This is a genomic window from Acidithrix ferrooxidans, assembly GCF_000949295.1.
GTDB lineage: Bacteria > Actinomycetota > Acidimicrobiia > Acidimicrobiales > Acidimicrobiaceae > Acidithrix > Acidithrix ferrooxidans.
In genome coordinates, this window is the sequence record NZ_JXYS01000001.1 from 122,364 (window position 1) to 147,759 (window position 25,396).

16 protein-coding genes are annotated in these 25,396 nt (G+C 47.1%); 10 read left to right on the forward strand and 6 right to left on the reverse strand.

Annotated elements, in window-relative coordinates; all coding sequences use genetic code 11:
- Positions 1-990: 990 nt before the first annotated feature.
- The 7 genes from ftsZ (at position 991) to AXFE_RS00490 (ending at position 9,978) form a co-directional block, all read left to right on the forward strand.
- The gene (ftsZ, locus tag AXFE_RS00455; protein WP_052603932.1) at positions 991-2,178 is read left to right on the forward strand and encodes a cell division protein FtsZ; all 1,188 of its coding nucleotides are present in this window, start codon (positions 991-993) and stop codon (positions 2,176-2,178) included.
- 512 nt (positions 2,179-2,690) lie between these two features.
- Positions 2,691-3,452 (forward strand): polyphenol oxidase family protein, encoded by a 762-nt coding sequence (locus AXFE_RS00460; RefSeq protein WP_152625760.1) that lies wholly within the window; start codon positions 2,691-2,693, stop codon positions 3,450-3,452.
- Positions 3,453-3,511: 59 nt separating this feature from the next.
- The gene (locus AXFE_RS00465) at positions 3,512-4,174 is read left to right on the forward strand and encodes an alanine racemase (RefSeq protein WP_160291671.1); all 663 of its coding nucleotides are present in this window, start codon (positions 3,512-3,514) and stop codon (positions 4,172-4,174) included.
- A gap of 178 nt (positions 4,175-4,352) precedes the next feature.
- Complete coding sequence (locus tag AXFE_RS00470; protein WP_235347491.1) at positions 4,353-4,976, forward strand: cell division protein SepF; 624 nt, start codon at positions 4,353-4,355, stop codon at positions 4,974-4,976.
- A 10-nt stretch (positions 4,977-4,986) separates the two neighbouring features.
- Positions 4,987-5,259 (forward strand): YggT family protein, encoded by a 273-nt coding sequence (locus tag AXFE_RS00475; protein WP_052603936.1) that lies wholly within the window; start codon positions 4,987-4,989, stop codon positions 5,257-5,259.
- 181 nt (positions 5,260-5,440) lie between these two features.
- Complete coding sequence (locus AXFE_RS00480) at positions 5,441-6,115, forward strand: DivIVA domain-containing protein (protein ID WP_052603937.1); 675 nt, start codon at positions 5,441-5,443, stop codon at positions 6,113-6,115.
- Positions 6,116-7,380: 1,265 nt separating this feature from the next.
- A complete protein-coding gene (locus AXFE_RS00490) occupies positions 7,381-9,978 on the forward strand; it encodes a fibronectin type III domain-containing protein (protein ID WP_160291672.1) in 2,598 nt (865 codons plus the stop codon).
- A 628-nt stretch (positions 9,979-10,606) separates the two neighbouring features.
- Here the strand turns inward: AXFE_RS00490 and ileS are convergent.
- Entirely contained in the window at positions 10,607-13,780 is a 3,174-nt protein-coding gene (ileS, locus tag AXFE_RS00495; protein WP_052603940.1) for an isoleucine--tRNA ligase, read from the reverse strand.
- A 395-nt stretch (positions 13,781-14,175) separates the two neighbouring features.
- Between ileS and AXFE_RS00500 the strand changes: the two genes are divergently transcribed.
- From AXFE_RS00500 to AXFE_RS00510, 3 genes are all read left to right on the forward strand, one after another.
- Positions 14,176-14,742 (forward strand): TraR/DksA family transcriptional regulator, encoded by a 567-nt coding sequence (locus AXFE_RS00500; RefSeq protein WP_052603941.1) that lies wholly within the window; start codon positions 14,176-14,178, stop codon positions 14,740-14,742.
- 110 nt (positions 14,743-14,852) lie between these two features.
- A complete protein-coding gene (locus tag AXFE_RS00505) occupies positions 14,853-15,329 on the forward strand; it encodes a signal peptidase II (protein ID WP_052603942.1) in 477 nt (158 codons plus the stop codon).
- Positions 15,330-15,424: 95 nt separating this feature from the next.
- Positions 15,425-16,408 carry an RluA family pseudouridine synthase gene (locus AXFE_RS00510; protein ID WP_235347493.1) on the forward strand — a complete coding sequence of 328 codons (984 nt, stop codon included), beginning with the start codon at positions 15,425-15,427 and terminating at the stop codon, positions 16,406-16,408.
- A gap of 406 nt (positions 16,409-16,814) precedes the next feature.
- Here AXFE_RS00510 and metX read toward each other — a convergent pair whose 3' ends face one another.
- The 5 genes from metX to AXFE_RS00550 all read right to left on the reverse strand — a co-directional run bounded on the left by metX (position 16,815) and on the right by AXFE_RS00550 (position 24,432).
- Positions 16,815-17,948: a homoserine O-acetyltransferase MetX gene (metX, locus tag AXFE_RS00515; RefSeq protein ID WP_052603987.1), complete on the reverse strand. Its 1,134-nt coding sequence runs from the start codon at positions 17,946-17,948 to the stop codon at positions 16,815-16,817.
- A gap of 29 nt (positions 17,949-17,977) precedes the next feature.
- Positions 17,978-19,267: a bifunctional o-acetylhomoserine/o-acetylserine sulfhydrylase gene (locus AXFE_RS00520; RefSeq protein WP_052603944.1), complete on the reverse strand. Its 1,290-nt coding sequence runs from the start codon at positions 19,265-19,267 to the stop codon at positions 17,978-17,980.
- A 1,360-nt stretch (positions 19,268-20,627) separates the two neighbouring features.
- Entirely contained in the window at positions 20,628-21,998 is a 1,371-nt protein-coding gene (locus AXFE_RS00535; protein ID WP_052603947.1) for a CHAP domain-containing protein, read from the reverse strand.
- Between the two features lie 302 nt (positions 21,999-22,300).
- Complete coding sequence (locus AXFE_RS00540) at positions 22,301-22,963, reverse strand: dienelactone hydrolase family protein (RefSeq protein WP_152625770.1); 663 nt, start codon at positions 22,961-22,963, stop codon at positions 22,301-22,303.
- 521 nt (positions 22,964-23,484) lie between these two features.
- Complete coding sequence (locus AXFE_RS00550; protein WP_052603950.1) at positions 23,485-24,432, reverse strand: sigma-70 family RNA polymerase sigma factor; 948 nt, start codon at positions 24,430-24,432, stop codon at positions 23,485-23,487.
- Between the last annotated feature and the right edge of the window lie 964 nt (positions 24,433-25,396).

Here is a 25,396-nt window from a genome sequence, read left to right on the forward strand (position 1 = left end):
TTCCCAAGCGATGAGCTTGGAATTTGAATTTAAGCGAATTGTTTACCTTCGGGAGAGTGCGATGTTGTCTTGATTATTTTGGAATGGTTTTGGCGTGTAATTGCGGTTTGTGGTTTGGATCGATTCGCTGCGAAAAGGGGCTATTTATTTTTGTGGTAATTGATCTAGGGGCGGTGAATTGGGATTTTGCTCCTAGGAGTTGTGAAAGACGGAAAATGAGAAGGTCCTTATTTGAGGTTGTTTGAGTATGTTGCGATAAAAGAAACCCCATAAATAGCTTTTGAGGATTTTTAAATTGTGCATGGTAGATATCATTATTATGTGTAATTATTTGATTGATATGCAATTGAATTGTGGCTTTGAAAGATCTCTTGGGCCGATGTTGATGAATTGATCATGACGGTCACTTTTAGTCGCATCGATAGAACATCCAGAGTTGGCGATCTGGTGGCTGGATGGACTTTTCGACTTCGGCGCTAGGTTGATTGTTTCTTGAAATTTATTAAGTATCCATGTCGTAGCTAGAGAATGTTCTGATTTGCGCTTTGAGTGCTCACTTAGTCCACCCAATTACAATGGATACGAAATCATGGAAATACGATCATATTGATGCGATGGTTGGGCCGCCGGCAATTAGATGGCGCAATTACCAAAGTCGCTAGTCGCTATTTTATAAATAATTATCTCTTGAAAGTTCCTCAAAGTACTGAGAGAATTACATACTCAGCGTTATTAGTGCGTGCAGAGAAGTACTTCCAAGAATGCTTAATTCCTTTAGTGTTCTATCGGTTGGTGGAGAGTTAAAACCGCTAGAATAATCCGCACGGACTTGCGATATCGGCCGCTATGTGTCGAGCCGTAAAAGTTGGAGATTACATCTAGGCATGAACTTACGAGATGGCACGTTCTACGTGGCTATGTTGGGGGGACCTGGTTTGATTCAAAGACTCGGTGCAATTGTCTAAGAGATTTCTGATGGGGTGAATATCGATGATCAATGTCGATTCGCATAATTATGTGGCGATGATTCGAGTGGTGGGTATCGGTGGTGGCGGTAGTAATGCCGTCAATCGAATGATCGACGCTGGGCTTCGTGGAGTTGAATTTATAGTTATCAACACGGATGCACAGGCATTGGTTGGCTCGGATGCAGATATTCAGTTGCAGATCGGTAAGGACACAACCAGAGGTTTGGGTGCAGGCAGTGATCCAGAGGTTGGCAAATTGGCCGCTGAAGATCACCGTGAGGAGATTGAAGAGGCGCTCCGAGGGGCGGACATGGTCTTCATAGCAGCTGGAGAAGGCGGCGGTACTGGTACTGGTGGCGCACCTGTAGTAGCACAGATTGCAAGATCCCTAGGAGCGCTTACCATCGGCGTTGTTACACGTCCGTTTGCATTTGAAGGACGTAATCGCTCAAGACAGGCAGAGGCGGGTATTCTACGCCTTCGCGAAGAGGTCGATACCCTTATTGTGATACCGAACGATAGGATTATCTCAGCTGCAACCGATCGGACCACTCTTGAGGATGGCTTCAAGATGGCAGATGAAGTGTTGATGCAGGGCGTTCAAGGTATCACCGATCTTATAACCAAGCCAGGATTGGTCAATACTGACTTTGCCGATCTTCGAAAGATAATGGAAAATGCCGGAACTGCGATCATGGGCGTGGCCACCGCTACGGGTGAGGATCGAGCAGTCACGGCCGTCAAGCTAGCAACTACCTCGCATCTCCTTGAATCTTCAATGGAAGGTGCTCGGGGTGTTCTGATAAATATCGCGGGAAGTCACGATATCAAGGTTCTAGAGGTGAATCGTGCGGCGCAAGTCGTCCAAGAGTTGGCGCATGAAGATGCTAATATCATCTTTGGAAATGTGATTGATGAGAGTCTCGGGGATTCGATAAGGGTTACCGTTATCGCCACCGGTTTTGGACTCAATGACGCTAAGAGCCAAACAGTCGAATCGATTATGAAGAAAATCGATATTTCTTCAATCGATAAGTTTAATAACGAGGCTAATAGCGCGAGTGTTCGTGGCGGCGCAACTGAAGGGTTGAATGGCGATCACGATTCGTTAGTATCTAAGAAGTCAAGCAATGGCTCCAATCATAAAGCTAACTTTGACGAGGATGACAATGGAGATATCGACGTTCCGTCTTTTTTAAAGAACCTCTAACTTGAAGACCTTCCCCAAATGGGATTAAATTTTACTTTTAGGTAGATCTCTCTGGTCTGTTTTTACCGTTGTTTTGATCGATGGCCTCACTAACGCGCATTGCCGTCTAAGTAATTTATTTACATCTTAATAATTAGGACAATGCTGAGCTAAGAGATCAGACCAAGAAATCGAGTTTTGAATTCAAGGTGGAGATATTTCGCCAACGATGGATAAGGTTTTACGACGAGGATGATCCAGAGCAGTACTTAACGATACCGGGAGAGGATACTAGGACAAGACAAGACTCAAAAGTCACCTGGGTAGGCATGTGATCCAATCGGTCTATCGGATGTTTTTGTTTTTTGCTTTTTAGCAATCGTCTAGCCGAGGGATCGAATCGAACCTTTCGATCGAGTATTTTGGCAGATGGACCTGAGATATGCCCGACAGCGACAGCGACAGCGATAGTGCTATTTGCTCTTGGTTTCTATTTGGGCATTATCTAACTGTTTGGTCTTGTCCTTGTTTGCGTGAAGGAAGGTACCGCTAGTGACATTAGGCGTTCTTCATATATTGATTGGGGTCTTTTGATGGAGCTTCTTTATCGCCATGCAGATGGAAGGTCCGCCTTTTTCTCGAATCGAAGCGATGGCAACGCTAGGAATAGCGAAGTGGCCGAAAAGCTGATTGTCGCGGCAGGCGGCAGATACCAAAGTCGAGCTTTACTACGTCAGACCCACTCCAGCATCATAAGAGATAGTGCAGAGCTTTCTCAAGACGGTGAAATTGGCAAGGGGCAACTGAGAGAACCTCTAGAGGGAGATGCGATTTTTGTTGATGAACCCCGCTCCGTCCCAATAATCTTGGTGGCAGATTGTGCCCCTGTTGTTATCTTTGATTCTTCCTCATTGTGCTATGTCGCTATTCATGCGGGCTGGCGTGGAATCTATGGCGGCATTATTCAAGGGGCTATCGATCGCTTAAGGGCAGCCGGATCTGGTGAACTGATTGGCGTGGTTGGTCCTCATGCGGGGATTTGTTGTTATGAATTCTCCAGCGGTGACGCCGATATCTTCTCCCAAAAGGTTGGAACCAATGCCAGCGTCCCGCTTGAGGGCGGAGCTGTTGCGCTTGACATCTATGGATCAATTTCGCATCTCTTTCAAAAAAGTGGCGTCCTTCTGCAAAGTACGCGGCCGCCTTGCACGATCTGTGATGAGAGGTATTTTTCATATAGAGGTGGAGATCTTGCCTCTAGAATGGCCTTGTTTGTCGTAGGCTCGGATTCATAACTGTGGAAGTAGGGATAATTCTCGAGTTGATCTGCATATCGAACTAGGAGATGGCACCTTTGGAAGACAGATCTGAACTTATCTATGAAAACTACCAAAAGGTAAAAGACAGGGTCCTTCGTGCTGGTGGGTCTCACGTTAGTGTCGTGGCTGTTTCAAAGCGAATTGACGTTGATGTGATTTCAAAGGTCAATAAATTGGGAATAGTTGATTTTGGAGAAAATTACCCTAATGAACTTTTGGAAAAGGCCACCGTTCTTTCAAATTCCGTTCTCAACTGGCATATGATAGGTGCGATACAAAGTCGTAGAATTCCCAGTCTTGCTGGTGTCGTTGGGGTATGGCACAGTGTTTCGAGGATAAAAGAGCTCGAACTATTGGCTGCTAATGACTCAAAATCAAAGCTTTTTTTGCAAGTTGATTACTCGAAGTTGCAGCAACGGTCGGGATTTGCTGTATCGGAGGTTGAACAGGCCCTAAAGAAGGGATTATCGCTTTCTTTGAATGTAGTCGGTCTAATGACAATAACCCCGGTTGTCTCTATGCCAGAGCGCATTTTGATCTTTAGGGATCTTTATCAACTTGGTAGATCTTTGGATCTTTCGGAATTTTCAATGGGAATGACAGATGATTTTGAGGCGGCGGTCTCAGAAGGGTCTACGATTGTAAGGGTGGGTCGAGCGATCTTTGGGGATCGGGAGATAGTTCAAGGCAAGAACTGACAATATGAACAACTACGAACGTTCATAGAATGTTAGGTATTTTGAGATCATCCTCTAGGATGAATCGCTCGCTTTTAGAATTAAAGATCGTAAATCGTTTTGATTTGGGTAGTAAAACTCCAATCAGTTTGCAAGTTGGAACATAGATGAAAAGTATGGAGAGATAATGGCTCCCGCTATGAGGAAAGTACTTGAATGGCTGGGTCTCACCGATTCGCCTGAAGAATTTGATCCGGAATATGATCCCCCTTATGGGGTTCGAAATGGTTCCGAGCTCAGAGAAGAAACCTATCCAAGGGGTCCCAACGTTCAGGTTTACCAAGATAATCCGGAACGACCTCCAAGGCAGGCGCCTTCCCAGGTTCACGCCAAGGCACCAGAAAATGCTGCACATGGGGGACGAAATCCCTTTGGCATAGATTCGGATGTCGCCCTCAAAAATGAGGCGAGATCGAGGCAACCAGTGGATCTACCAGATAGAGGTAAGATGGCAAGCGGAATTCCAACTATACGTCCAATTATAAATCAGGTAAAGCCTACAGTTCATATCGTCTACCCCAAGAGATTTAGGGATGCCACTGAGGTGGCCGATCTTATGCGAGATGGCCTTCCTGTTATTTTGAACCTTCAAAACGTAGAGAGCGACCTGCCAAGACGTATGATTGACTTTTGTTCTGGAGTTACCTATGCTTTGCAGGGTAAGATGGAGCGAGTAGCCGATGGCGTATTTTTATTGAGTCCGAGCAACGTTACTGTTTCTCAAGAGGAACGCGCAAATCTGTCCGAACGCGGAGTATTTTAGGAGTAGAGCATTGAGGATCCTACAGGAAATTCTTTACCGAGGCCTCGAGGTCTATGTTCTAATAATAATTGGACAGATTCTCTTGAGTTTCTTTCCAACACAGCCAGGAAGCCCCTTGTATAGGGTCAACATCTATCTCAGAAGAGCCACAGATCCGGTATATCTACCTCTTCGTCGGATTATTCCTCCGGTAGCTTTTGGCTCGGCGGCTCTGGATCTATCTCCACTGATCATCCTTTTGGTAATACAGATTTTGATGAGGATCGTCAACCCGGGCCCCTAGGGTCGAGTTGCCCAAATTTGCGCTCTAGAGCTACTTTGAGGGGCAAGAGTACATCAAAGAGGATCGTCGATTCTCTCATTGGGGTGTGATCGTGCTGCCAAAGGGTACATATGACCGCAATCCTTTGAATTTGTTTGAAAAAACCATCCTTGTAGTTTTGTAAGTTGCTACCCTTTAAAGGATGGACTTTGACGCAAAGGCGATAAGAGAAGCGCAATTTCGCGAGAAGATGCGAGGTTACAACCCAGACGATGTCGATGCTTTTTTAGAGCAGGTTGCAGCCGGTGCTGAAAGTCGTGAAAAAGAGATCAGAGATTTAACTTCCAAACTGCTTCGATCTGAACAAGAGGTCGAGCGATTGAAGGTTCGATTAGCCCAAGCTGAGGCAACTCAAGGTGGTGGCTCATTCCAAGTCGAGCCGATACCGGCACAGGTACCACCAGCCTCTTCTATTCCTGCCGGAGATCGAATCTTGTCGATCTTCCTCCATGCCGAACAATCGGCGGACGAGATCATCGAAAAGGCTAAATTCACCGCTGAGGATACCTTGTTTAGGGCTCGCCAAGAGTCCGACATGATGCGTACAAAGGTTGCGCAAGAGGTAGCTGAGATGCGGGATGCCGAATTGACACGACTCGAGATGGACGTCTCGGATCACAAGAGGCGTAGGGATGAGCTCAAGAGCGATATTAAGCGTTTGGGCGCTGTAGCCTCTGAAGCCCGTTCTACGGTTCGTCTAGCCCTTCACAGTGCGCTTGACGCGGTTGAGAACTCATTTGCTGATTTATACAGCGAAGAGGGCGAGAACCCTCAGCTTCCGGAGTCAACAGAGTCTCCGTCGGAGTTCAACGGATAGTTTTTGTAGCTTTGGATGGATCCATTGGTACTTAGGTTGATACTCTTCCTAGGTGCCAATGGGTCTTTTATTTTAAAGCCACTTGACAGTCGAGATAGGCTCCTTCTTCCGAGCGGTGAGGGTGAAATGAGCTTTTTTAGTCGTGGCGATGTCATAGGTGGTCGGTGGAGCCCAAATAAGCGATGAAGCGATGGCTTTATACGACTTCGCTTGTGCCGGGTGCAAGAGGACTTTAGCATTTAGATTAATAGTTAGTGGCGTCCAGGATACCTTTTGATTGGATGTTTTCAATGCAGTTTTAGATGGCGAATCGCTACAGCTGTTCTCGCCTTCACAAAATAATTCAAAGAAGAAATGAAGTCAATGGATGGTAACCCACAATCCCGATGAATATATGCGATAGCTGGGACAGAAATTAGCTCATGAGGCCTAAGCTGCGCAAAGTATTGTTCGGTTCGCTCCTGCCTCAAAAGCTATTGAAGGCCAAATTGATAAATTGGTACTATCGGAACGTCTGATATTTTGTTTTACTTCTACGTAGTCTGTTGCCATCTCTCTTTTTCTGGCTCCATCTCTCTTTTTCTGGCTCCATCTCTCTTTCTGTTGCCATCTCTCTTCTTCTGGAGTCGTTGGTCGTTGGTTTTTGGTCTTCTGAGATTACTGAGTTTGTGTTGGTTGATGCACGATCGCTTATAACGGGTACTGCCTTATTGAAGCCCATCATTTTTGAGACACTGAGGTCACCAAGACCGATGTGGAGGACTATGAATAGCCACTCTGATTCACACTCGACTGGTTTGTGGCGGGCATGAGTCAAAGTGTAGTTAAAAGAGATCTGGTGAGCCGTGGTATTTTCGAGTGACTACCAAGGGTGACGATCTTTGTTTTTTATAGATTGAACTTTGAATTTTTTGCCGAGCCCAAAAGATGCTTAGAAGTAGATGGTTTTGAATAGGTCGATGGGCTCGCCTTGATCCTTATTATGGAATTTTGATTTACGTATTTAAGGACAGCTTATCCGCCAGGTGTATGCGTAGCATGTGATAGCGTGGTTATTTGTTGGGGAATCAAATACTGCTCTTGAAGTTTTTAGAAGTTACCTCTGGGATTGTGTATTTAAATGAAGGGTCGCACCAGATATGTTTAATAGTTGCAACTTACGTCTTTGGCCCTTCAAAGTATTGTCATCCGATAGTGCCAATGAGCATCGTGCCAATAGGTATGGTAACAATAGAAGAATGTGGTCCCTTTTGGGTACTCGAGGTTTGAGGCGTACGCGAGATATAGCGCTGTCAATCGTTTGTCTTTTTGGCATGGTTGGGATTTTGATAGCCGGACCTGGACCTGCTTATGCTGGTTCTTCTTCTACCACAAGGTACGTATCTACGAGTGGAACTGATAAAGGTGGTTGTACTTTCGCATCTCCATGTTTGACTATTGCATACGCAATAGCGCAGTCCAATGCCGATGATACTATTGATGTTTTGGCAGGGAACTATAATACATCAGCAAGTGGAACTATCGTCATAGGTAAAGATATAAAGATTCTTGGGGCGGGTTCCTCGACAACTTTTGTAGGTGGAACTGCAAAGAATAAAAGGGTTCTAGGCCCTGTGTTTAGAATAAAAAAGAATACGACTGTTTCAATATCGGGTTTGACCATTCAATATGGCAATGGTATCCACAAGACTCATCCGTCTCACAATGGCGGTGGGGGAATCTACAACAAAGGTAATCTAACTCTTTTCAATGACACTATCTCGCACAATGTGGCTTTACATAGCTCTCTCGGTGGCGGTGGAATCTACAGTGGCGCATCGGGTATATTACTGGCGACAAATGATGTGATTTCCTACAATCGAGCCAAATCCTCCAAGGGCGGTTTGGGAGGTGGAATTTCTATCGATGGAAAGGCAAAACTTATAGGCGATAAGATCTCACACAACCATGCTCGCGGACAAGATGGCGAGGGTGGCGGACTCTATTTTTCTGGCAGTAAGAGCCTGGTTGCAACCAATGATATATTTAGCTACAACGCAACACCAGGGGCGCTCAGCGGTGGTGGTGGATTGGCCATAAATGGTTCGAGTTCGGCCAAAATTAGTCTGTCCAACGATTCAATCACCCATAATGTCTCCGGTGCACGGGGACAAGGCGGTGGAATCTATATCCTCAAAGGCACAGTGAACTCTAGTTACGACATTATATCGAATAATCGTGTTGGTAAAAACGGCGGTGGTAAATCTGGTTACGGCGGGGCTATCTGCAACTGGTTTGGCACTTTTAAGTCATCTATGGATCAGATAGAGAACAATAGCGCCAAGGGAGGTCATAGCCTTGGGGGTGGAATATTCAGTTATGTTGGCGGCCAATTGAATGATGACGAAATCTCTAATAATAGTGCCTGGTCTGGCGGCGGATTCTATAATGCGGGTTCGGTTACCCTGACGAATACGACATTCTCCGGTAATTTGGCAAAGAAGTCGGGCGGCGGATTCTATAGTGCGGGTTCGGTTACCCTGACCAATACGACATTCTCCGGTGATTTGGCAAAGAAGTCGGGCGGCGGATTCTATAATGACAATTCAGCAACTGTAACGAATTCGACCTTCTCTGGTAACAGCGCCCCAACTAGAGGAGGTGGAGCAATCTATGATTCATCCGCTGCAAAAACCACACTTGCTGGGGATATTCTCGCTAATTCCACCTCCGGTGCAGCGTCCACCACTGGATCACCGCCCGCAACTGCTGCAATTACGGCCAACTGTGCTGAAAAAAGTGCGACTAGTAGTTTTTTTGACTTCGGCTACAACCTTTCAAGCGATAGCTCATGTGGATTTACCTCGACATTTTCGCTAAGTACCACTGCTCCCAACCTTGGATCTCTGGTCGATAACTCTGGACCAACTCTAACGATGGCCATTGTGCCAGGTTCGCCTGCTTATGATGTTGTGCCGGTTTCAAGTGGACTTTGTGGTCCGCCTGCAACTTCAACTAGCTTTGTTCCAAGCGGTGCTGTGATACCTTCAAGTGATCAGCGAGGATTTCCTCGTCCAACTGGTGGATCTAGTTATTGTTCTATAGGTTCATTTCAATACCAACCAATAGTTGCTGCCATAACAGTGCCAACTCCCCCAACTCTAACTTCAGCTACCTCCTCGTTGGGCTCGCCGACAGCGCCATCTCCTAGCTCGTCGCCAGCATCTGTAACTCTTAATTGGAATCCTCCAGCTAACGACGGTGGCTCCGTGGTGAGTGGATATTACATCTACGAAGGTACCTCTGCGGGATCGGAGTCAGCCGTCGCGGTCAATTCATCTCCGATTGTGGGAACTTCCTATGTGATAACAAACCTAAAAGAAGCAACAACGTATTATTTTTACGTAAAGGCACTTAACCAAGCGGGCTTCTCTCAAAGCTCAAATGAGCTTTCGGCTACAACTTCGGCGCTATCTCCGTCCACTTTGACCCCGGCTCTATCTCCATCTGCGATCTCGGAGGGATATAGATTCACAGCTGGAGACGGGGGAGTCTTTGACTACGGATCAGCGGCATTCTACGGCTCGTTGGCTAATAGCCATCTAAACCAACCAATAGTTGGAATCGCCTCCACACCTGATGGAAAAGGCTATTGGTTAGTTGCAGCCGATGGAGGCATCTTCTCTTTTGGAGATGCAACGTTTTATGGTTCACTGGCTAACCATAATCTAAACCAACCAATAGTTGGAATCGCCTCCACACCAGATGGAAAAGGCTATTGGTTAGTTGCAGCCGATGGAGGCATCTTCTCTTTTGGAGATGCAACGTTTTATGGTTCGATGGGATCAATTCCGCTAAATAAGCCAGGTGTTGGAATTGAATGAGAGGTCATTTCGGGATCTATAGGTTTCAGGATGGCCTTAGACTGACTCAATTGAATCGAGGTCTACTTCTCATTAAATCACCCATTAAGCGTCCGAAGGGATCAGTTAAACTGGTCTTTTTGAGCTGGAGTTGCATTCTTAGAAGCTGCTAAAAACTTGTAATGTTGATTCCAATAAGTGGAGATATATCGAATATTGGTCCTTTTAAGATCGCCCTTACGAGGATTGTTGATGACGTCTTATAAGGGCGATCTAGCTATTTGGTCGAATTCATCGGATCTTGAGATATTCGATTTGGCTATATTTAGCACTAGGTAGCGATAGAACTTCCGGTCGTATTGTCAATGGATTCATCGGCTAGCATGCCTACCCGACTAGGGATTTCATCTTATTGCGGCTACTATAACCAGATAGTTGTGTGCTCAGTGCTATCTATTATGTGCGAAGTAAAAAGATCTATGAGGGCGAATTATTATTCTAAATCGCCCTCATAGATAGTTGTACTGGTAGCTGTAAGCAATAGCTATCTGTAATTAATGCCTTTACCACGGCAATTGAATATGGTCGACAATCATGGTTCTTTGTAAGCAGTTAATTTGCTACAACTCCTGGTCAGGTTTTTCCTGGGCTAGGCCTTTTCTACCTCAATTGTCCAGTTTTCGCTGGATGTACTTGCTTCATCCATAGAGAGCGAGTCTGCTAAGGTTTGAGTAAGGATGTAGTCGATCCACTTTCTTAGTGCTCCAATTAAGTTAGCATCTTCCCTTACGGATACCGTAATATTAATGCGGTCTGTTATGTTTAGATCAGCTTCTTTTCGAAGATTTTGAACCTGGCGAACGAAGTCTCGGGCTACACCTTCAGCGATCAATTCTTCTCCGGGCTCAATGTCAAGTACCACTACCCCGGTCTGTTCAAAGAGGGGCCGAGACGCCTCTTTTGAGATCACATCCACTGTGAGTTGGAATTCGCCTTCTAGAAGCTCATAGCCACCAGCTGTGACCATTCCCTCCGGTGTTTTTATCCAGTTGTTTGTTTTTGCCGCGTCAATTACCGTTTGAGTTGCTCCACCAAGGCGAGGTCCTAGCTTGCGGGGTACTATCGCAAGGGTCTCTTTAGCTAGGACGGACGTATCTTCGAGGAGTATCACCTCTTTTACGTTGGTCTCTGAGGCGATTAGGTCGATAAATGGTGTCAGACTAAGGGCGCCTTTAGTGGCTATCGTCAGGCTGGCTAGAGGGAGGCGGGCCCTGAGCCCTCGTGCTTTTCTAATCGAGTGGGCCTGCGAACAGGCTTCACGCACTAGATCCATCTGCGAAACTAGGTCGTTATCTAAGGGTAGTCCTTGTGTTGTGGGCCAGTCAACTAGGTGAACACTTCTCTCATCTGTGAGACCTTTATAGACATATTCCGAGACCATAGGAAGCATTGGCGCCACTATTTTGCATAGGTAGACCAAGGCGGTGTGGAGGGTATTGTATGCATCTAACTTATCTTGGTCGTCGGTGACCTTTTTAGGAGTCTCGCGCCAGAACCGATCTCTTGAGCGACGGATATACCAGTTCGTAAGAGCCTCTAGGTAGTCTTCTATCCCAGTTGCAGCACCGTATAGGTCGTATTCATCGAGAGCATTGGTAGTGGACTCAATCAATGCCGACGTCTTTGCGAGGATATATCTATCGATTAGATTCGTGGACGAGGAATCTAGGGTACCTTTGATTCCATCTGCGTTGCCATAGAGGCTTAGGAAGTAATAAGCGTTCCAGATTGGGTTTATGACTCGCTTTAGAGCGTCAACTATCGATTCGCGATCGACAATAGCGTCTTGTCCCCTTAGAACCGGTGACGACAGAAGGAACCAACGCATGGCATCGGCGCCAATTTCTTCGAAGACTTCCCATGGGTCGGGGTAGTTGCCCAATCTCTTTGAGAGCTTTCGTCCATCTTGTCCCAATAGGATGCCGTGGGCCATACAGTTTTTAAATGGCGGTCGATCAAAAAGGGCAACGCCAAGGACATGGAGGGTGTAGAACCAGCCCCTAGTTTGGCCAATGTATTCCACAATAAAGTCAGCAGGGAAGTGTTCTTCGAAGTTTTCGCGATTTTCAAAGGGATAGTGCAATTGCGCATATGGCATTGACCCAGATTCAAACCAACAATCTAGAACGTCAGTAACTCGGACCATTTTGGATTGTCCGCTGGGATCGTCTGGGTTTGGTCGCGTAAGCTCATCTATATAGGGCCTATGAAGATCCTTGGGCCTAACTCCAAAGTCTGCCTCAAGTTCATCCAATGAGCCATAGACGTCGACACGGGGGTATTGGGGGTTGTCGCTCTTCCAGATTGGAATCGGAGCACCCCAGAATCGATTTCGCGTGAGCGTCCAGTCTCGCGATCCTTCGAGCCACTTCCCGAACGATCCATCTTTTATGTGGCTTGGCGTCCAGTTGATCATTTGATTTTTGGCGAGCAGGCGATCTTTGATAGCTGAAACGCTTACGAACCATGAGCTTTCAGCCTTGTATATAAGTGGGGTATCGGTACGCCAGCAGTGCGGGTAGGAGTGTTCATAGTTCAAAAGGGAGATCAAGAATTGGTGTTCGGTTAGGTATTTTACGATCTCTGGGTTTGCTTCAAAGACCTGAAGTCCTACATAGTCCACGACCGGATCTATGAATCGAGCTCTTGAGTCGACTGGGCAGACGACTTCGATTCCGTAACTCTCACACAACTTCTGGTCATCCTCGCCAAAGCCAGGAGCCATTTGGACTGCGCCAGTACCTTCTTCTGTGGCTACAAAGTCTCCGACCATTACTAAGAATGCATTGGGAGCATCGCTAAAGTAGTCAAAGATCGGCTTGAATCTGCGCCCTTCGACTTCACGGCCCAGAACTTCACCTAGGTAGGTTGCTCCTTCAAGCTCTTGGGCATAGTTTGAAGCGCAAGCGGCTGCCAGAAGGACCTTACGACCCCTTAGGGGGTGGTCAAAGACGCTGTAGGAGATCTCAGAGCCCAGTGCTATTCCAAGATTGGACGGCAGGGTCCAGGGCGTCGTCGTCCACGCCCAAATCTCGATCTCTCCACCAAGAAGGGGATTGGTCTCATTTGCATCCTCTATGAGGCGAAAACCAACAGTAACCGAAGGATCGACTCTGGGTCGATAGGAGTCGTCCTGTCGAGTTTCAAAGTTGGATAGAGGGGTTTCACACTCCCAGCAGTAAGGCAGAACTCTTCTGCCTTCATATATCAGTCCTTGGCGATGAAGTTTTGCGAATGCCCAAATCACCGATTCCATAAAGTCGATATCCATCGTCTTGTAGTCGTTTACGAAATCGACCCATCGTGCTTGCCTACTGACGTATCGATGCCACTCGTCAGTAGTGCGCTGAACTAGACCTCGACAATGGTCATTGAACTTGTCTATTCCAAAGTTGATGACTTCATTTCGTCCGGTGACTCCCAGCTCTTTTTCTGTCGCCATCTCTGCGGGCAGACCGTGGCAGTCCCATCCGAAGCGCCTCTCGACTCGAAACCCTTTCATCGTCTGATATCGTGGGACAGCATCTTTTACGAATCCGGTCAATAGATGGCCGTAATGTGGGAGGCCATTGGCGAATGGGGGGCCGTCATAAAAGACGAACTCTTTGTCACCTTGGCGACGATTTTCTATCGACGCTTTAAATGTGTCGTCTATCTTCCAGAAGTCGAGAATCGATTCTTCAATTTGTGGAAGACGTAATCCAGGGGTCAACTTTGGATATTGCGTTTTATCGTTGTTCTCGTTTGGGTGATTAAAGGCCATTTAACCAAATTAGGCGGTTTTAGTGGCAATCGAATCCGTCTAGAGCAATGCGATTGGGATACAAGCTGGCGGTGAGCTACAGGGCCTAGGTAATTCTCGGATAGTGTATAATCTTCGAAAACATTAGAGCACTAGAAAAGTGATAAGGTATTTTGTCTTCGTAATGGTTTGAAGGTGGATGGTTAACTCCAGCATCCCGAGGCTAATTCGCATGATTTCTTTGTTTTGCCATCGTCGATTTAGCAGCCAATTGGAAGTTTGCAGATATTGTGTCAGTCGATTATGAGTCGATCTCGAAAAATTGACTCAATCTGTATACGGGCATAAGTTTGAAAGGCTCGTCGTTTGATCTCTAACGGCGAATGTGATCTTAGGTTTACAAGATTTGAAGGTTGATGACAGAAAAAAAGAATGTTGCTAAGGTAGTTTCACCAATGAATAAACGACCCGCAGGTATAAAAAGTAACGCCATATCGGCCGATTCAATAATGGACGACCGAGGAGATGTCAAAGGCAATCAGGAGGCTGTGATGGCAACATTGACCAAAGAAGAGATCGATGCTCTTAGCGACGACGAGTATGATTCTTTGAGCCACGAAGATTTCATGGCAGCTCAAGTAATTCTCCTTGAGGCAGAGAAGTCGGTCTATCTCACACAGGCTGAGATGTTCAAAGAAGAGGCTGCAACCTTAGCAAGAGAGTCCGAGCCCGGCGACGTTCAATTCGATGAAGAGTCTGGTGAAGGTGGCAATTCGACTATGGAGCGCGAGCGCGATCTAGCATTGCTTGCCTCGCATATGGCAACGGTCTCTGAGATTGACGAGGCGATTGAAAAGATTGCTAAGGCCGCCTATGGTAAGTGTGCGAACTGCCATAGTGAGATTCCGAGAATTCGTCTAAGGGCTCTGCCGTATGCGCGACTTTGTGTTCACTGCAAGAGTGGATCGATAATAAGGCGTTGATCCTAGCTATCATCTTTTGGTAGGTGCCTACCTAAAGATGAAGAGGCGGGTTTTATCTTCCTGCCTTGTAGACTCAGATAGACCCTTTGACTTTTTGTAAAGGAAGATTATTGACGGCTCGACTTTTGAGGCTCCGATTTCTTGGATTGCTTGTCGCGGGAATCTGGATAGTTCTAGATCAGATATCAAAGACCTGGGCTCAGAGTAATTTAATGGGTCATCCTCGTTTCTTATTTGGACATGTTGGCTTCGAGTTGATCTATAACTCTGGGTTTGCTTTTGGCATCGCCTCGGGCTCTTCGGCAATCATCACTATCTTTGGCCTTATCGTATCAGCAGGCTTAATCTTCGCCCTATGGCGTACTTCACGTAGGACGATTGCCCTAGGAATTGGCCTCGTCTTGGGGGGTGCCTTGGGCAATGTGGTGGATCGCCTCTTTCGTCACAATGGGGGCGCGGTAATTGACTTTATCCATTCAGGATTTTGGCAGACATTCAACCTGGCTGATATGGGTGTAGTGGTGGGACTGATTGTTATTATGGTTGGTTCTCGTCAGCGACAGGTATCATCGTCATCAAATCGTTAAGGTCGCTAGGCTTATAGGTACTGTTTCTGCTTCAACTTTTTTGTTCGAAGTAGAAAGAAGTTCGGACTAGAAGACTGCAGGTAAATTTGAGCAATGTGATCCGAATCGATGAACCTAGTGACGACGACACCTTGGTATCTTATGATGTGCCGGAGTCGTGTGTAGGACTGAGGCTTGATCGGGCGTTGTCGACCCTTACGGGTTGCTCAAGGGCGCTCGCGGGTTCAACTATTGACAACGGTCAAGTTGGAATCGACGGCAAGTTGGCAACGTCTCGCTCTACAAAGCTTTCTAGCGCCAACGTAATTACCTTTCCAGCCACATTACTAGAGGGCGTCGAGGATATCCCTATTGAGGCTGATGGGAGCGTTGACTTCGATGTGATCTATGCAGATGAGGACATCATAGTTATCGATAAGCCTGCTAACTTAGTTGTCCATCCTGGAGTTGGAAATCCCTCAGGGACTCTCGCCTCTGGATTGTTATTTAGATATCCAGAGATTGTTGGTATAGGTTCTCCTTTGCGGCCAGGAATTGTGCATCGCCTTGATCGTCCCACAACAGGGTTGATGGTGGTGGCTCGTTCGGCTTTAGCCTATGACCTGCTCGTTGGTCAACTCAGCAACCACAGCGTTGAACGCCGTTATCTGGCCCTGGTACACGGAGTAATACTACCTCCGAGTGCACTTTTGGAAGGGCCAATTGGAAAGTCAACTCGTGGTTTCGGAATCATGTCTGTTAGTGCCCAAGGTAAGTGGGCACGGACTCACTATAGCCGTTTGGCCATCCTAAGCCTAGGTGATGAGATCTACTCTTTGGTGGACTGTTCGCTGGAGACTGGGCGGACCCATCAGATTCGGGTTCACCTATCTTCTCATGGATTTCCGATCGTGGGGGATGTGGTCTATGGATCAAAGTACGACTTTGGCCCTCGAGTCTTTTTACACGCCTACGAACTGAGTTTTTTGCATCCTCGAACTAATGAGGAAGTTCGATTTAGTGCTCCAGCACCTCTCGATTTGCAGGAACTGATCAGTCAAATGACCATTGTCGAAGGGACAATCGACTATTTCAATTGAGGGATCTTCCTCAATGGCACTCCTTAGTGGTTAAGGTGAGCGTGTTCTATTTACTCCCAGAGCACTTCTAGATCGACCTAAGGATCTACCATGGAGCTTTGCCCGGTTGGTTTTGCTAGTTAGGCTTTGGCCCAGTAGCTCTATGTCTAATAACCATACAACTATTAGCGATGCAGCTAGTAACGATCTTTCTAAGAGTCGAGCGCGCCTTTTTTGGAAACGCTAGACCAAAATGGCTCCAACTCTGGAGCGTTCGAAGGCCTCACTGGTTGAAGATGGGTGTGTGGTCGACTCTGGATTTTCATTAGAGATTGAGTTATGGGCGAATCGAGATGAGATTTGTCATTTCTAAAAACTATCCAGGGGGATCTTCCTAAAAGATTGAACTAGGCCAGGATGGATTGAACTAGGCCAGCGCCTTGTTTATGAAAGTGGCGACTGCGCTCTCTTCAATCAGAAAACCATCGTGTCCATAGGATGATTCGATACCGACAAATGATTCGGTTGCCCTTATGGAGCTGGCAATCTCTTTTTGTTGATAGAGGGGATAGAGGCGATCCGATTCGATGCCAGCCACGAAAGTCCGGGCTTTGATTTGACCCAATGCTCGGTCTACACCCCCACGATCACGTCCAAGATCGTGGCTGTTCATAGCTCGTGACAGGGCTATATAGGTATTTGGGTCGAAGCGTCGATTGAGCTTCTCACCGTGGTAATGGAGGTAGCTTTCAACCTCAAATGCACGTGGGTCTAGAGGTTCCTTGCCTTTTACCAATGTGCGACCAAACCGATCGCCAAATTCTAAATCGCTTCGATAACTCAACATCGCCAATTTTCTAGCGATCATCATCCCTGCGGTTGGTCCTTGGCCGTCACCCACGCTGTAATAGTCGCCGCCATGAAAGTTAGAGTCTAATTCGATAGCTTCGATTTGGATTGAGCAAAGGGCAATCTGCTCGGCGGATGCCGATGCGGTTGTAGCTAGTACTATCAATCTTTCAGTTGAATCGGGCTCTAAGACGGCGTGTTCAAGTGCCCTCATCCCTCCCATGGAGCCCCCGATGACCGCCTGCCATCTCTCAATTCCAAGGTAACGTGAGAGTTCTATTTCGAGCCTTGCTTGGTCACGAATTGTAATTTTGGGAAAGCGTGAGCCAAAGGGCAACATGGAGGAAGAATCGATTGAGGATGGGCCAGTAGTTCCTTGGCATCCGCCAAGAACATTTGGGCAGACCACGTAGTAGCGGTTGGTATCAATAGCCATGCCTGGTCCTATCTGGCCATCCCACCAACCCGGTGTAGGGTGACCTGGACCCGCATTTCCTACGGCATGAGAGTCACCAGTTAAGGCATGTAAAACAAGAATCGCATTTGACTTGTCAGCCTTTAGCTCTCCCCATGTCTCATAGGCGACAATAGTACCCCTGAGCTCCCCTCCGTATTCGAGGTGGAGGGGAGTGTCAGAAAATAGGGTGGCGAACCGCTTGTGACCGGGATCAGATTCAGGTAAATGAATTTGCCTGCTTATGAGACCGTGCAGCTCGGTCGGTTCGCCATGGTCAGCCACTTCTACTTTGCAGCCCGGAATCCGGCTTCAAGGTCGGCGATGATATCGTCAATACTCTCTAGTCCGACTGAGATACGAATCAGATCCTCACTTACGCCCGAGGCCAGTTGTTCCTGGGGAGTTAGTTGCGAATGTGTTGTCGATGCCGGATGTATAACGAGTGAACGCACATCTCCTACGTTAGCAAGGTTTGTGTGAAGTTCAAGCGAGTCTACGAATGTCTTTCCGGCTTTTAGGCCGCCTTCTATCCCAAAGCTTAGGACTGCTCCTGCCCCACGAGGTAGAAGTTGGCTTGCTCGTGCGTTCCACTTTGAGGACTTTAGGCCTGGATAGTTGACCCAGCCTACCTCTGATCGCGACTCTAGGAACTCTGCAACTGCCTGTGCATTTTGAACATGTCGTTCCATTCGCAGCGAAAGGGTCTCAAGGCCTTGGATGATTAGAAATGCATTGAATGGAGAGATAGCTGCCCCGAGGTCTCGAAGGCCTTGGAGGCGAGCTTTAGCTGCATAGGCGCCTGGACCTAGTGCCTCCCAGAATTTGAGGCCATGATAGGATGGGTCTGGCTCGGAAAATCCAGGGTGACGTGGGCTCTCACCGAAGTTGAATGTTCCGCCATCGACGATGACGCCAGCGACAGAGGTGCCGTGGCCGCCAATGAATTTAGTTGCCGAGTGAACTACGATGTCGGCTCCATGCTCTAGTGGACGGGCTAGGTATGGTGAGGCAAGTGTGTTGTCGACGATCAGTGGCAAAGAATTCCGATGTGCTACGCCGGCTATTCCAGGGACGTCAAGGACATCACCGCGTGGGTTGCCGATCATTTCGCCATAGAGTGCTTTGGTGTTTGGCTGAATTAGAGCTTCCCACTCCTTGAGATCGTCAGGATTGGATACAAAGCTTACCGAGATGCCTAGCTTTTCGAAGGTGTAACGAAACAGGGAGTAGGTGCCACCATATAGTGACGATGAGGCTACTATGTGGTCGTTAGCACCGGCCAAGTTCAAGATAGCCAAGGTTTCAGCTGCTTGTCCCGAAGAGGTTGCTAATGCGGCTACGCCACCTTCGAGGCTGGCTATGCGCTCCTCCATAACTGCCTGCGTTGGGTTCATGATTCGCGTGTAGATATTGCCGACTTCTGTCAGTCCAAAGAGCGCAGCGGCGTGATCGGAGTCTCTAAATTCATAAGACGTGGTCTGATAGATCGGAACGGCACGTGCTCCTGTTGTTGGATCTGACGTTGCTCCAGCATGAATTTGGCGGGTTTCAAAGCCCTTGTAATTTGAGGTCATGACTTACAATATATATTGTTGACCATATTAGTCGGCTTTTTGTGACTTGTAAAGTAGATTCTAGAGGGTTCCAGTTGCTACTTAAGTTTATTGCATTGACCAAGGGGACTCGTAGAGGTCTAGATATTGGTCTCTTCCCACCCTTGCCATAGGGGAGAATGGCATTTAAGTCGCTCGTTTTTTTTGGGCCCTTGGATGACTTTTCTGTTATCTTTGAACGTTGATTCCATAATTTTTGGACTACCTCGCCGAAATATTCGGACCAACTGATTTTTCGTCTGATTAACTTTCTTTGGTGTCTTAAAAAATGCGGATACCAAAGGAAGTGCGGGCATTTCGCCTTGCTTTTCTAATATGCACCTGGCTACCTGGCTACCTCTACTGCTTTCGCCATTTCTACTATATTTCAGTCTTTTTTTCAGCCGATTCTAGGGTATCATGTGAATGTAACGGTTTTAGTCGATTCATATATGGTCTAACCGAGAGTTATCAATTAAAAAAGTTAGCTGACTCAGATCTATAATGAGTAAAAATGACGCTCCTAACACTAATGTGGGTCAGCAAGACCCTAAAACCGATCTGTTGTTCCTGTGATAACAACTTTTGGGTGTTTGCAAGAATTGAATGAAACGTGCAGAACTTCTTGAACCCTAAATTTGAAGTTATGAACACGGATTTCTAGGATTGTAACACAGTATGCCAACTTTCTAGTCAAGAAGTTGTATAACACTGAAGGTGTCAGAAGTAAACGATACTGTTATCTTTTGCGTTAAAAGTATCGCCATTAGCCGGTGAGGGCCAGATTCTTGCTTTACGGGAGACCATCGTGATCAGCTGTCCTTCTCAAGTGCCAAGATGGATAAAGCAACATTTACGATGCTCGGCCAGATTGCCCTGAAAACTTCTCGGGCGGTCATTGGGAAAACCCCAACGAACTTGCGAAGGTTTAGTTTTATATCCAAAACCAACCAAAGCTTCAATGATTTCCATGGATTCTTTGTTATCTTTTATTTGGGGCCCAGCCTCGGCATTAGGACCGTGTGTAAATCCATAATGGCGCGAGATAATGGCTTTCATTCTTCTTTTTTCTCAAGAAGTGATAGCCAGAGGGATTTTGCGTGCCCACTCTAGGGTCCAGGGGAACCGAGAGTGGGCCGTCACGCTAGGCGGTCATCCGATATGTATTTTTCGTGTTCATATTCATCCATTCCAAATGGCCGTTGACAGTTGGTTTTTTTGATATATATATATATATATATATATCCGTGGCTGAGATTCAGTGGAGGATGGCAAATGCACTAACCGGTCATCTGCGACCCTTTGATGCGTCTTTCAACTCTTTATAGTCTTATGTCTGAGGTTATTGGGGCTCGCCATAGCCATAGATAGGGTCGCCATCCACCTCTGTGGAACGACCAGCTTGAAATGGACCATTGATCGTGACTCCAAGGTATCCATCCGGGCCTGGCCCTGAGTCGCCTTCTACGGTAATAATAGATCCATCGGGCCATACTTGGACAACAACGCCAGCGTGGACCGACGTTGCGGTATTGGCTGGACTTGTTCCGTAGAATGCTATGTCTCCAGCGGCTGGCGTGGAGGTGCCGCTAATAACATTCGTGTGGGTGGCAGCCCAATTATAGAGGTCGCCAGTAAAGCCATCTGACACGCTGGGTACGCCACCTCGATTCCAGACCCAGGAGCTAAATAAGGCGCACCACTCTTCACAAGGTCCATAAGGGTTGCAAAATCCTCCACTAGTGACTGGTCCTACTTGAGATTGAGCTGCTGCCACGATTGCGGAAGAGTTACTGAAGGTTCTTTCATTTGCGATGATGGAAAAGCTGTATTTGAAGGAGTCAGGTGACAGTAGCCAGTAGCCGAGATTGTTTGGAGAAGGAATGATCGAACTGATTGGTGTATTAGGTAGAGCTGATCCAAGTGAGCCATAAAAGCGGGCATCCCCAAAGGTAAAGACCCCTCCATCGTTGGCCACCAACCAATAGCCTTTGCCATCAGAGGTAGGGGCCATAGCCATAACCTGAGCATTTAGACTCTGTCCGCCCATGGAGCCATAAAATGGAGCATCCCCAAAGGTAAAGACCCCCCCATCGCTTGCAGCAAGCCAGTAACCGAGTCCTGATGGAGTCGCGCCGGCTCCTACTACGGCAGCATTTAGATGTTGCCCTCCCATGGAGCCATAAAAGCGGGCATCACCAAAGGTAAAGACCCCTCCATCGGTTGCTACTAGCCAGTATCCTCCGCCTGACGGTGTCGAAAGCATGGCGACTATTGGTCCATTTAGTTTGGTCTGTGAGAGATCGCCGTAGTTCTTGGCATCCCCAAAGGCATAGACTGCTCCATCTGAGGCCGCCATCCAGTAACCTCTCTGATCTGGAGTTGGCACAAATGCGATTATAGGCGAATTCAAAGCGGTCTGTGAGAGATCGCCGTAACTATTGGCATCGCCGGTCGTAATTACCTGTCCATTTGCAGTTGCGTACCAATCTCCAGCGCCGCTATGGGTTGTCGCTGCTCCAATTACGACCGAGGTTGGCGTGATTTGGGGCATTGGCGCCGAAGGCACGGCTCCAAAGCCGACCATTCCAGGCGTTGAATATGAAACCGGGGTAGAGACCTTAGAGATGTTTAGCGGAGAGTCGATTGCGCCAATCAAAGCACCGAGTGAGAGTGAGAGTGTAATTGTCCGTATGACTTTTGGTTTTTTCATGGTTGGGTTGCCCTTTATATAGTTTTTTAAGAACCTAACTATCTGGAGATGAATCTATCTTTAAATAGTTAAAGCCTCGTTGCACAATGGTTAAATTGTTTTATCGGATATGAGAGATCTACAAAGTGGCCCGTTGCTACAGCTCGCCTTCTTCAGGGCGACTGAATTTGAGCATCTTCGAATTTCACCATCGCTTGGGCAGCCCAAGGGGTATCACCTAAAATAAATCAAGGACCGCAACAAGTTGTCGGGACCGTCTAAAAGTTGTGGACTGGTGGAAGCCTAGTGCGCCTTCGTCTCAATTACTCGTTTGTTTTAGAAGCTAAGTGTTGGGCGAAGAAGACCAGTAGCCGTGACCAAGAATCCTCAGTAGCTTGTGCGTTGTAGTTCTTGGAGGATGGCGAGTTGAAAAAGGAGTGTTTGGCCCCTTGATAGATCTTGATATCGTGTGCAATTTCATATTGCGCCAAAGTCGCCTCCAGTGCACGCCCAGACTTGGCAGTTACATCTGAAGCGGGGAAGGATCCTACTATCGGACAAGCGCGGCTAAGCGCCTCTTTTGGCCTTGGATTGAAGCTGTAGAACGGGGCTATCGCCCTAAGTCTGTTGTCTGATGTGGACCATGCCAGCGCCAAGGATCCACCAAGGCAAAAGCCAACCGCGCCAAGGCGGGCTTCATCTACATATTCAAGCTTGGCTAGGTCGGTCAAGGCTTGCTTCAATTGGTCGATGGCGAAATGGTCTGTCGAGCTTGTCAGCATTTTAGAGAAGATCCGAGCCATGCATATGGCCTTAGTCTGGTTTGAAAAGAGATCTACCGCAAGTACGACGTATCCCTCAGCGACGATCTCTCCCGCAATCCTTCGGATATCTTCGTTTAGTCCAAAGATCTCATGGATTAGAACCACTCCAGGGCGCTTGATCGAGGGGTCCCATGAAGGATCGCTAAAAAGTTCTGCGTCCATAGATGTTGATTTCACATTGATCTGGATCTTGTCGTTTCGAACTGGCATTCATCCGATTATATGGCTCGATTGCGCTAATTTGATCAGCCACAGCCATCGGTAATAGATCTAAGTTGGACTAATCCTTTTTTGGCGGGGAGCATTGACCTTGGAGATCTCAGATCATCTTTGTCGGGGATAATCGGACCTTAATTACTCTATTATTCTTGAGTTTAGGTAGTACTTTTGTCACCTCGATCTACGCCATCATCTATGGCTAACGCCTCGGCTAGCTCGTCGGCCTGGGATCTTTGAAGGACCCGTGGGGTTGACTGTTTCATCTGGCATTGTAGCGACCTTTGAATTTTGTCCCAGATGATTTTTGCAATTGGTGAATTGGCGCAATTTTCGCCGGTAAAGCTAGATAAAGCAGAGATCAATAAAGTATGGATCCATAAAATAAAACACCACTGCTAATGAGACTCCGCAACTAAGTAGAATGCCATCGGTAGTGGTGTTTTAGAATTTTTTGTCTGATTATCTTAAGCAGCTGGAGCTTTGAGGCCGGGATGCTCAGCGAGTCGATCTAAAGCCGCGGCTTCGAGACGACGCGCTCGTCGAGGTCCAATTCCAAGATGTTTGGCAGTCGCTTCTAATGAAGCAGGTCTGTTGCCATCAAGGCCGAATCGCAGAATAACTACGGCACGCTCTAGGGGATCTAGCTCTTCGAGTGCCTTTCGAAGTTGATCGCGCGTGAGCGCTTCGTCTACCTCATCCTCAAACGTGTTTTCGCTACCGATTACCAGGTCGCCGAGGCTTGTCTCTCCTTCGGGGCCAACTGCTTGATCAAGAGAGGCTACAACTCTAGCTGCATGCCTCACATCTGCCAATTGGGCAGGTGAAAGATTCGCACTCTTTGCTATCTCTAACTCCGTTGGATTACGTTGGTTCTCATTTTGCAGCTCTCGAGTTACATTATCAACTCGACGTGATCTCTCTGCGGCCTCCATTGGAAGGCGAATGGCTTGGCCGTGGTTATGAACTGCACGCTGCAGGGATTGCCTAACCCACCAGGTGGCATAGGTAGAGAATTTGAAGCCTCTTCTCCAGTCAAATTTTTCGACAGCACGAATCAGTCCGAAGGTGCCTTCTTGAATTAGGTCTGAGAGTTCGACTCCGCGATCTTGATATCGGCGTGCCCAGTGGACTACTAGGCGAAGGTTTGCGGCCACCATCTCAGACTTAGCCGTCTCATCTCCGGCACGTACGCGCTTAGCTAGTTCCACTTGTTCTGCTGGAGAGGGTAGAGGGTGACGTGCTAAGTCATCTAGGAAAAGACGTACTGCATCTGCGCCTAAACCTGAGATATTTAATATCGCATCAACCGTCGCTGCGTCATTTTTCGATCGCCTCTTGCGAGGAGCCTTTAATGCCGGGTCTACTTTTTCCTTCTCAACTTTCTTGCGTGTCGTCACTGTCGTCTTCGTCATAATTTTAAATGCCTTAATAAATTTTGAACGCTACATTCTATCTTAATGTAGCTATGTCACGTACACAAACTTTGCGCCAAACTTCACTTCGACGTTTTATCGCCTTTGCTTGACGTCTCGTAGATTTTGCCAAAATTTGGCCGCACTTTCATTGGAATGAAACTAAGTTCTACAAATGAGTTCGTCATAATCGAAGTGCCGCCTTTAACTGTTTGGACAATCTGGTTGACCTAAAGTAGCAGATGCGCGACCACCGTATCCTTAGTTTCACCTGTTTTATGGAACAAACTTTATTAGCGACTAATTTCGTAAACGATACTATTTATCTAACGATTGAACCGATGCACTCTCCGAATCTGTTGCGGCTACTTCAGCTGGCATAAAACCTAGAACTTTCAATTATGCCATAAAGTTGGCCATTATGCAAGTGCCAGAGAGTCCATTGTTGGTTGTTTTTCTCTTAGGCGTCTTAGAGATTTAGGCAATTTAGTTCAGCTGGGCTATAGGCGGATGATCATATTTGCCTATTAGGACGAGAGTACATTCTCATTATCTGCGCGAGAGTGGCTCCCAAGTTGTATTGCTGGCGTCTCGACCTTGCTTATCTTTTGCTATCCAGCTCATCAATTTGAGCGTAGCCTCAAGTAGCTAGAGATCTAGAGTGCCAATTGGCCAACTAGACGACGCATGAATCTTCTCGGTGTGTCGACTTGGGTAGGGCAACCCATCGGGTCACGGTGGTTGCAAAGGCGCAAGAGTATTGGTGTGATTTATGATCGCTGATCGGATGTTGAGGCAGATGGGCCTGTTGGCCTTATTCGATATCTTGAATCTATCAAATGCGAGATCGATCTTTTCATTTGCTTTCTCTAACAATCAATTTGTCCTGATAGTGTCAGCGAACCGGCTCTTGTGAACTTTTGAATCTGAAGACCTTTGAATGGTGATTAGGAAGTCTTGAATC

Bases quoted from the DNA above. Each gene is read 5' to 3' on its own strand.
- ftsZ (WP_052603932.1), top strand. From the start codon at position 991: ATGATCAATGTCGATTCGCATAATTATGTGGCGATGATTCGAGTGGTG.
- AXFE_RS00470 (WP_235347491.1), top strand. From the start codon at position 4,353: ATGAGGAAAGTACTTGAATGGCTGGGTCTCACCGATTCGCCTGAAGAA.
- AXFE_RS00480 (WP_052603937.1), top strand. From the start codon at position 5,441: ATGGACTTTGACGCAAAGGCGATAAGAGAAGCGCAATTTCGCGAGAAG.
- ileS (WP_052603940.1), bottom strand. From the start codon at position 13,780: ATGGCCTTTAATCACCCAAACGAGAACAACGATAAAACGCAATATCCA.
- AXFE_RS00500 (WP_052603941.1), top strand. From the start codon at position 14,176: ATGACAGAAAAAAAGAATGTTGCTAAGGTAGTTTCACCAATGAATAAA.
- AXFE_RS00520 (WP_052603944.1), bottom strand. From the start codon at position 19,267: ATGACCTCAAATTACAAGGGCTTTGAAACCCGCCAAATTCATGCTGGA.
- AXFE_RS00535 (WP_052603947.1), bottom strand. From the start codon at position 21,998: ATGAAAAAACCAAAAGTCATACGGACAATTACACTCTCACTCTCACTC.
- AXFE_RS00540 (WP_152625770.1), bottom strand. From the start codon at position 22,963: ATGGACGCAGAACTTTTTAGCGATCCTTCATGGGACCCCTCGATCAAG.
- AXFE_RS00550 (WP_052603950.1), bottom strand. From the start codon at position 24,432: ATGACGAAGACGACAGTGACGACACGCAAGAAAGTTGAGAAGGAAAAA.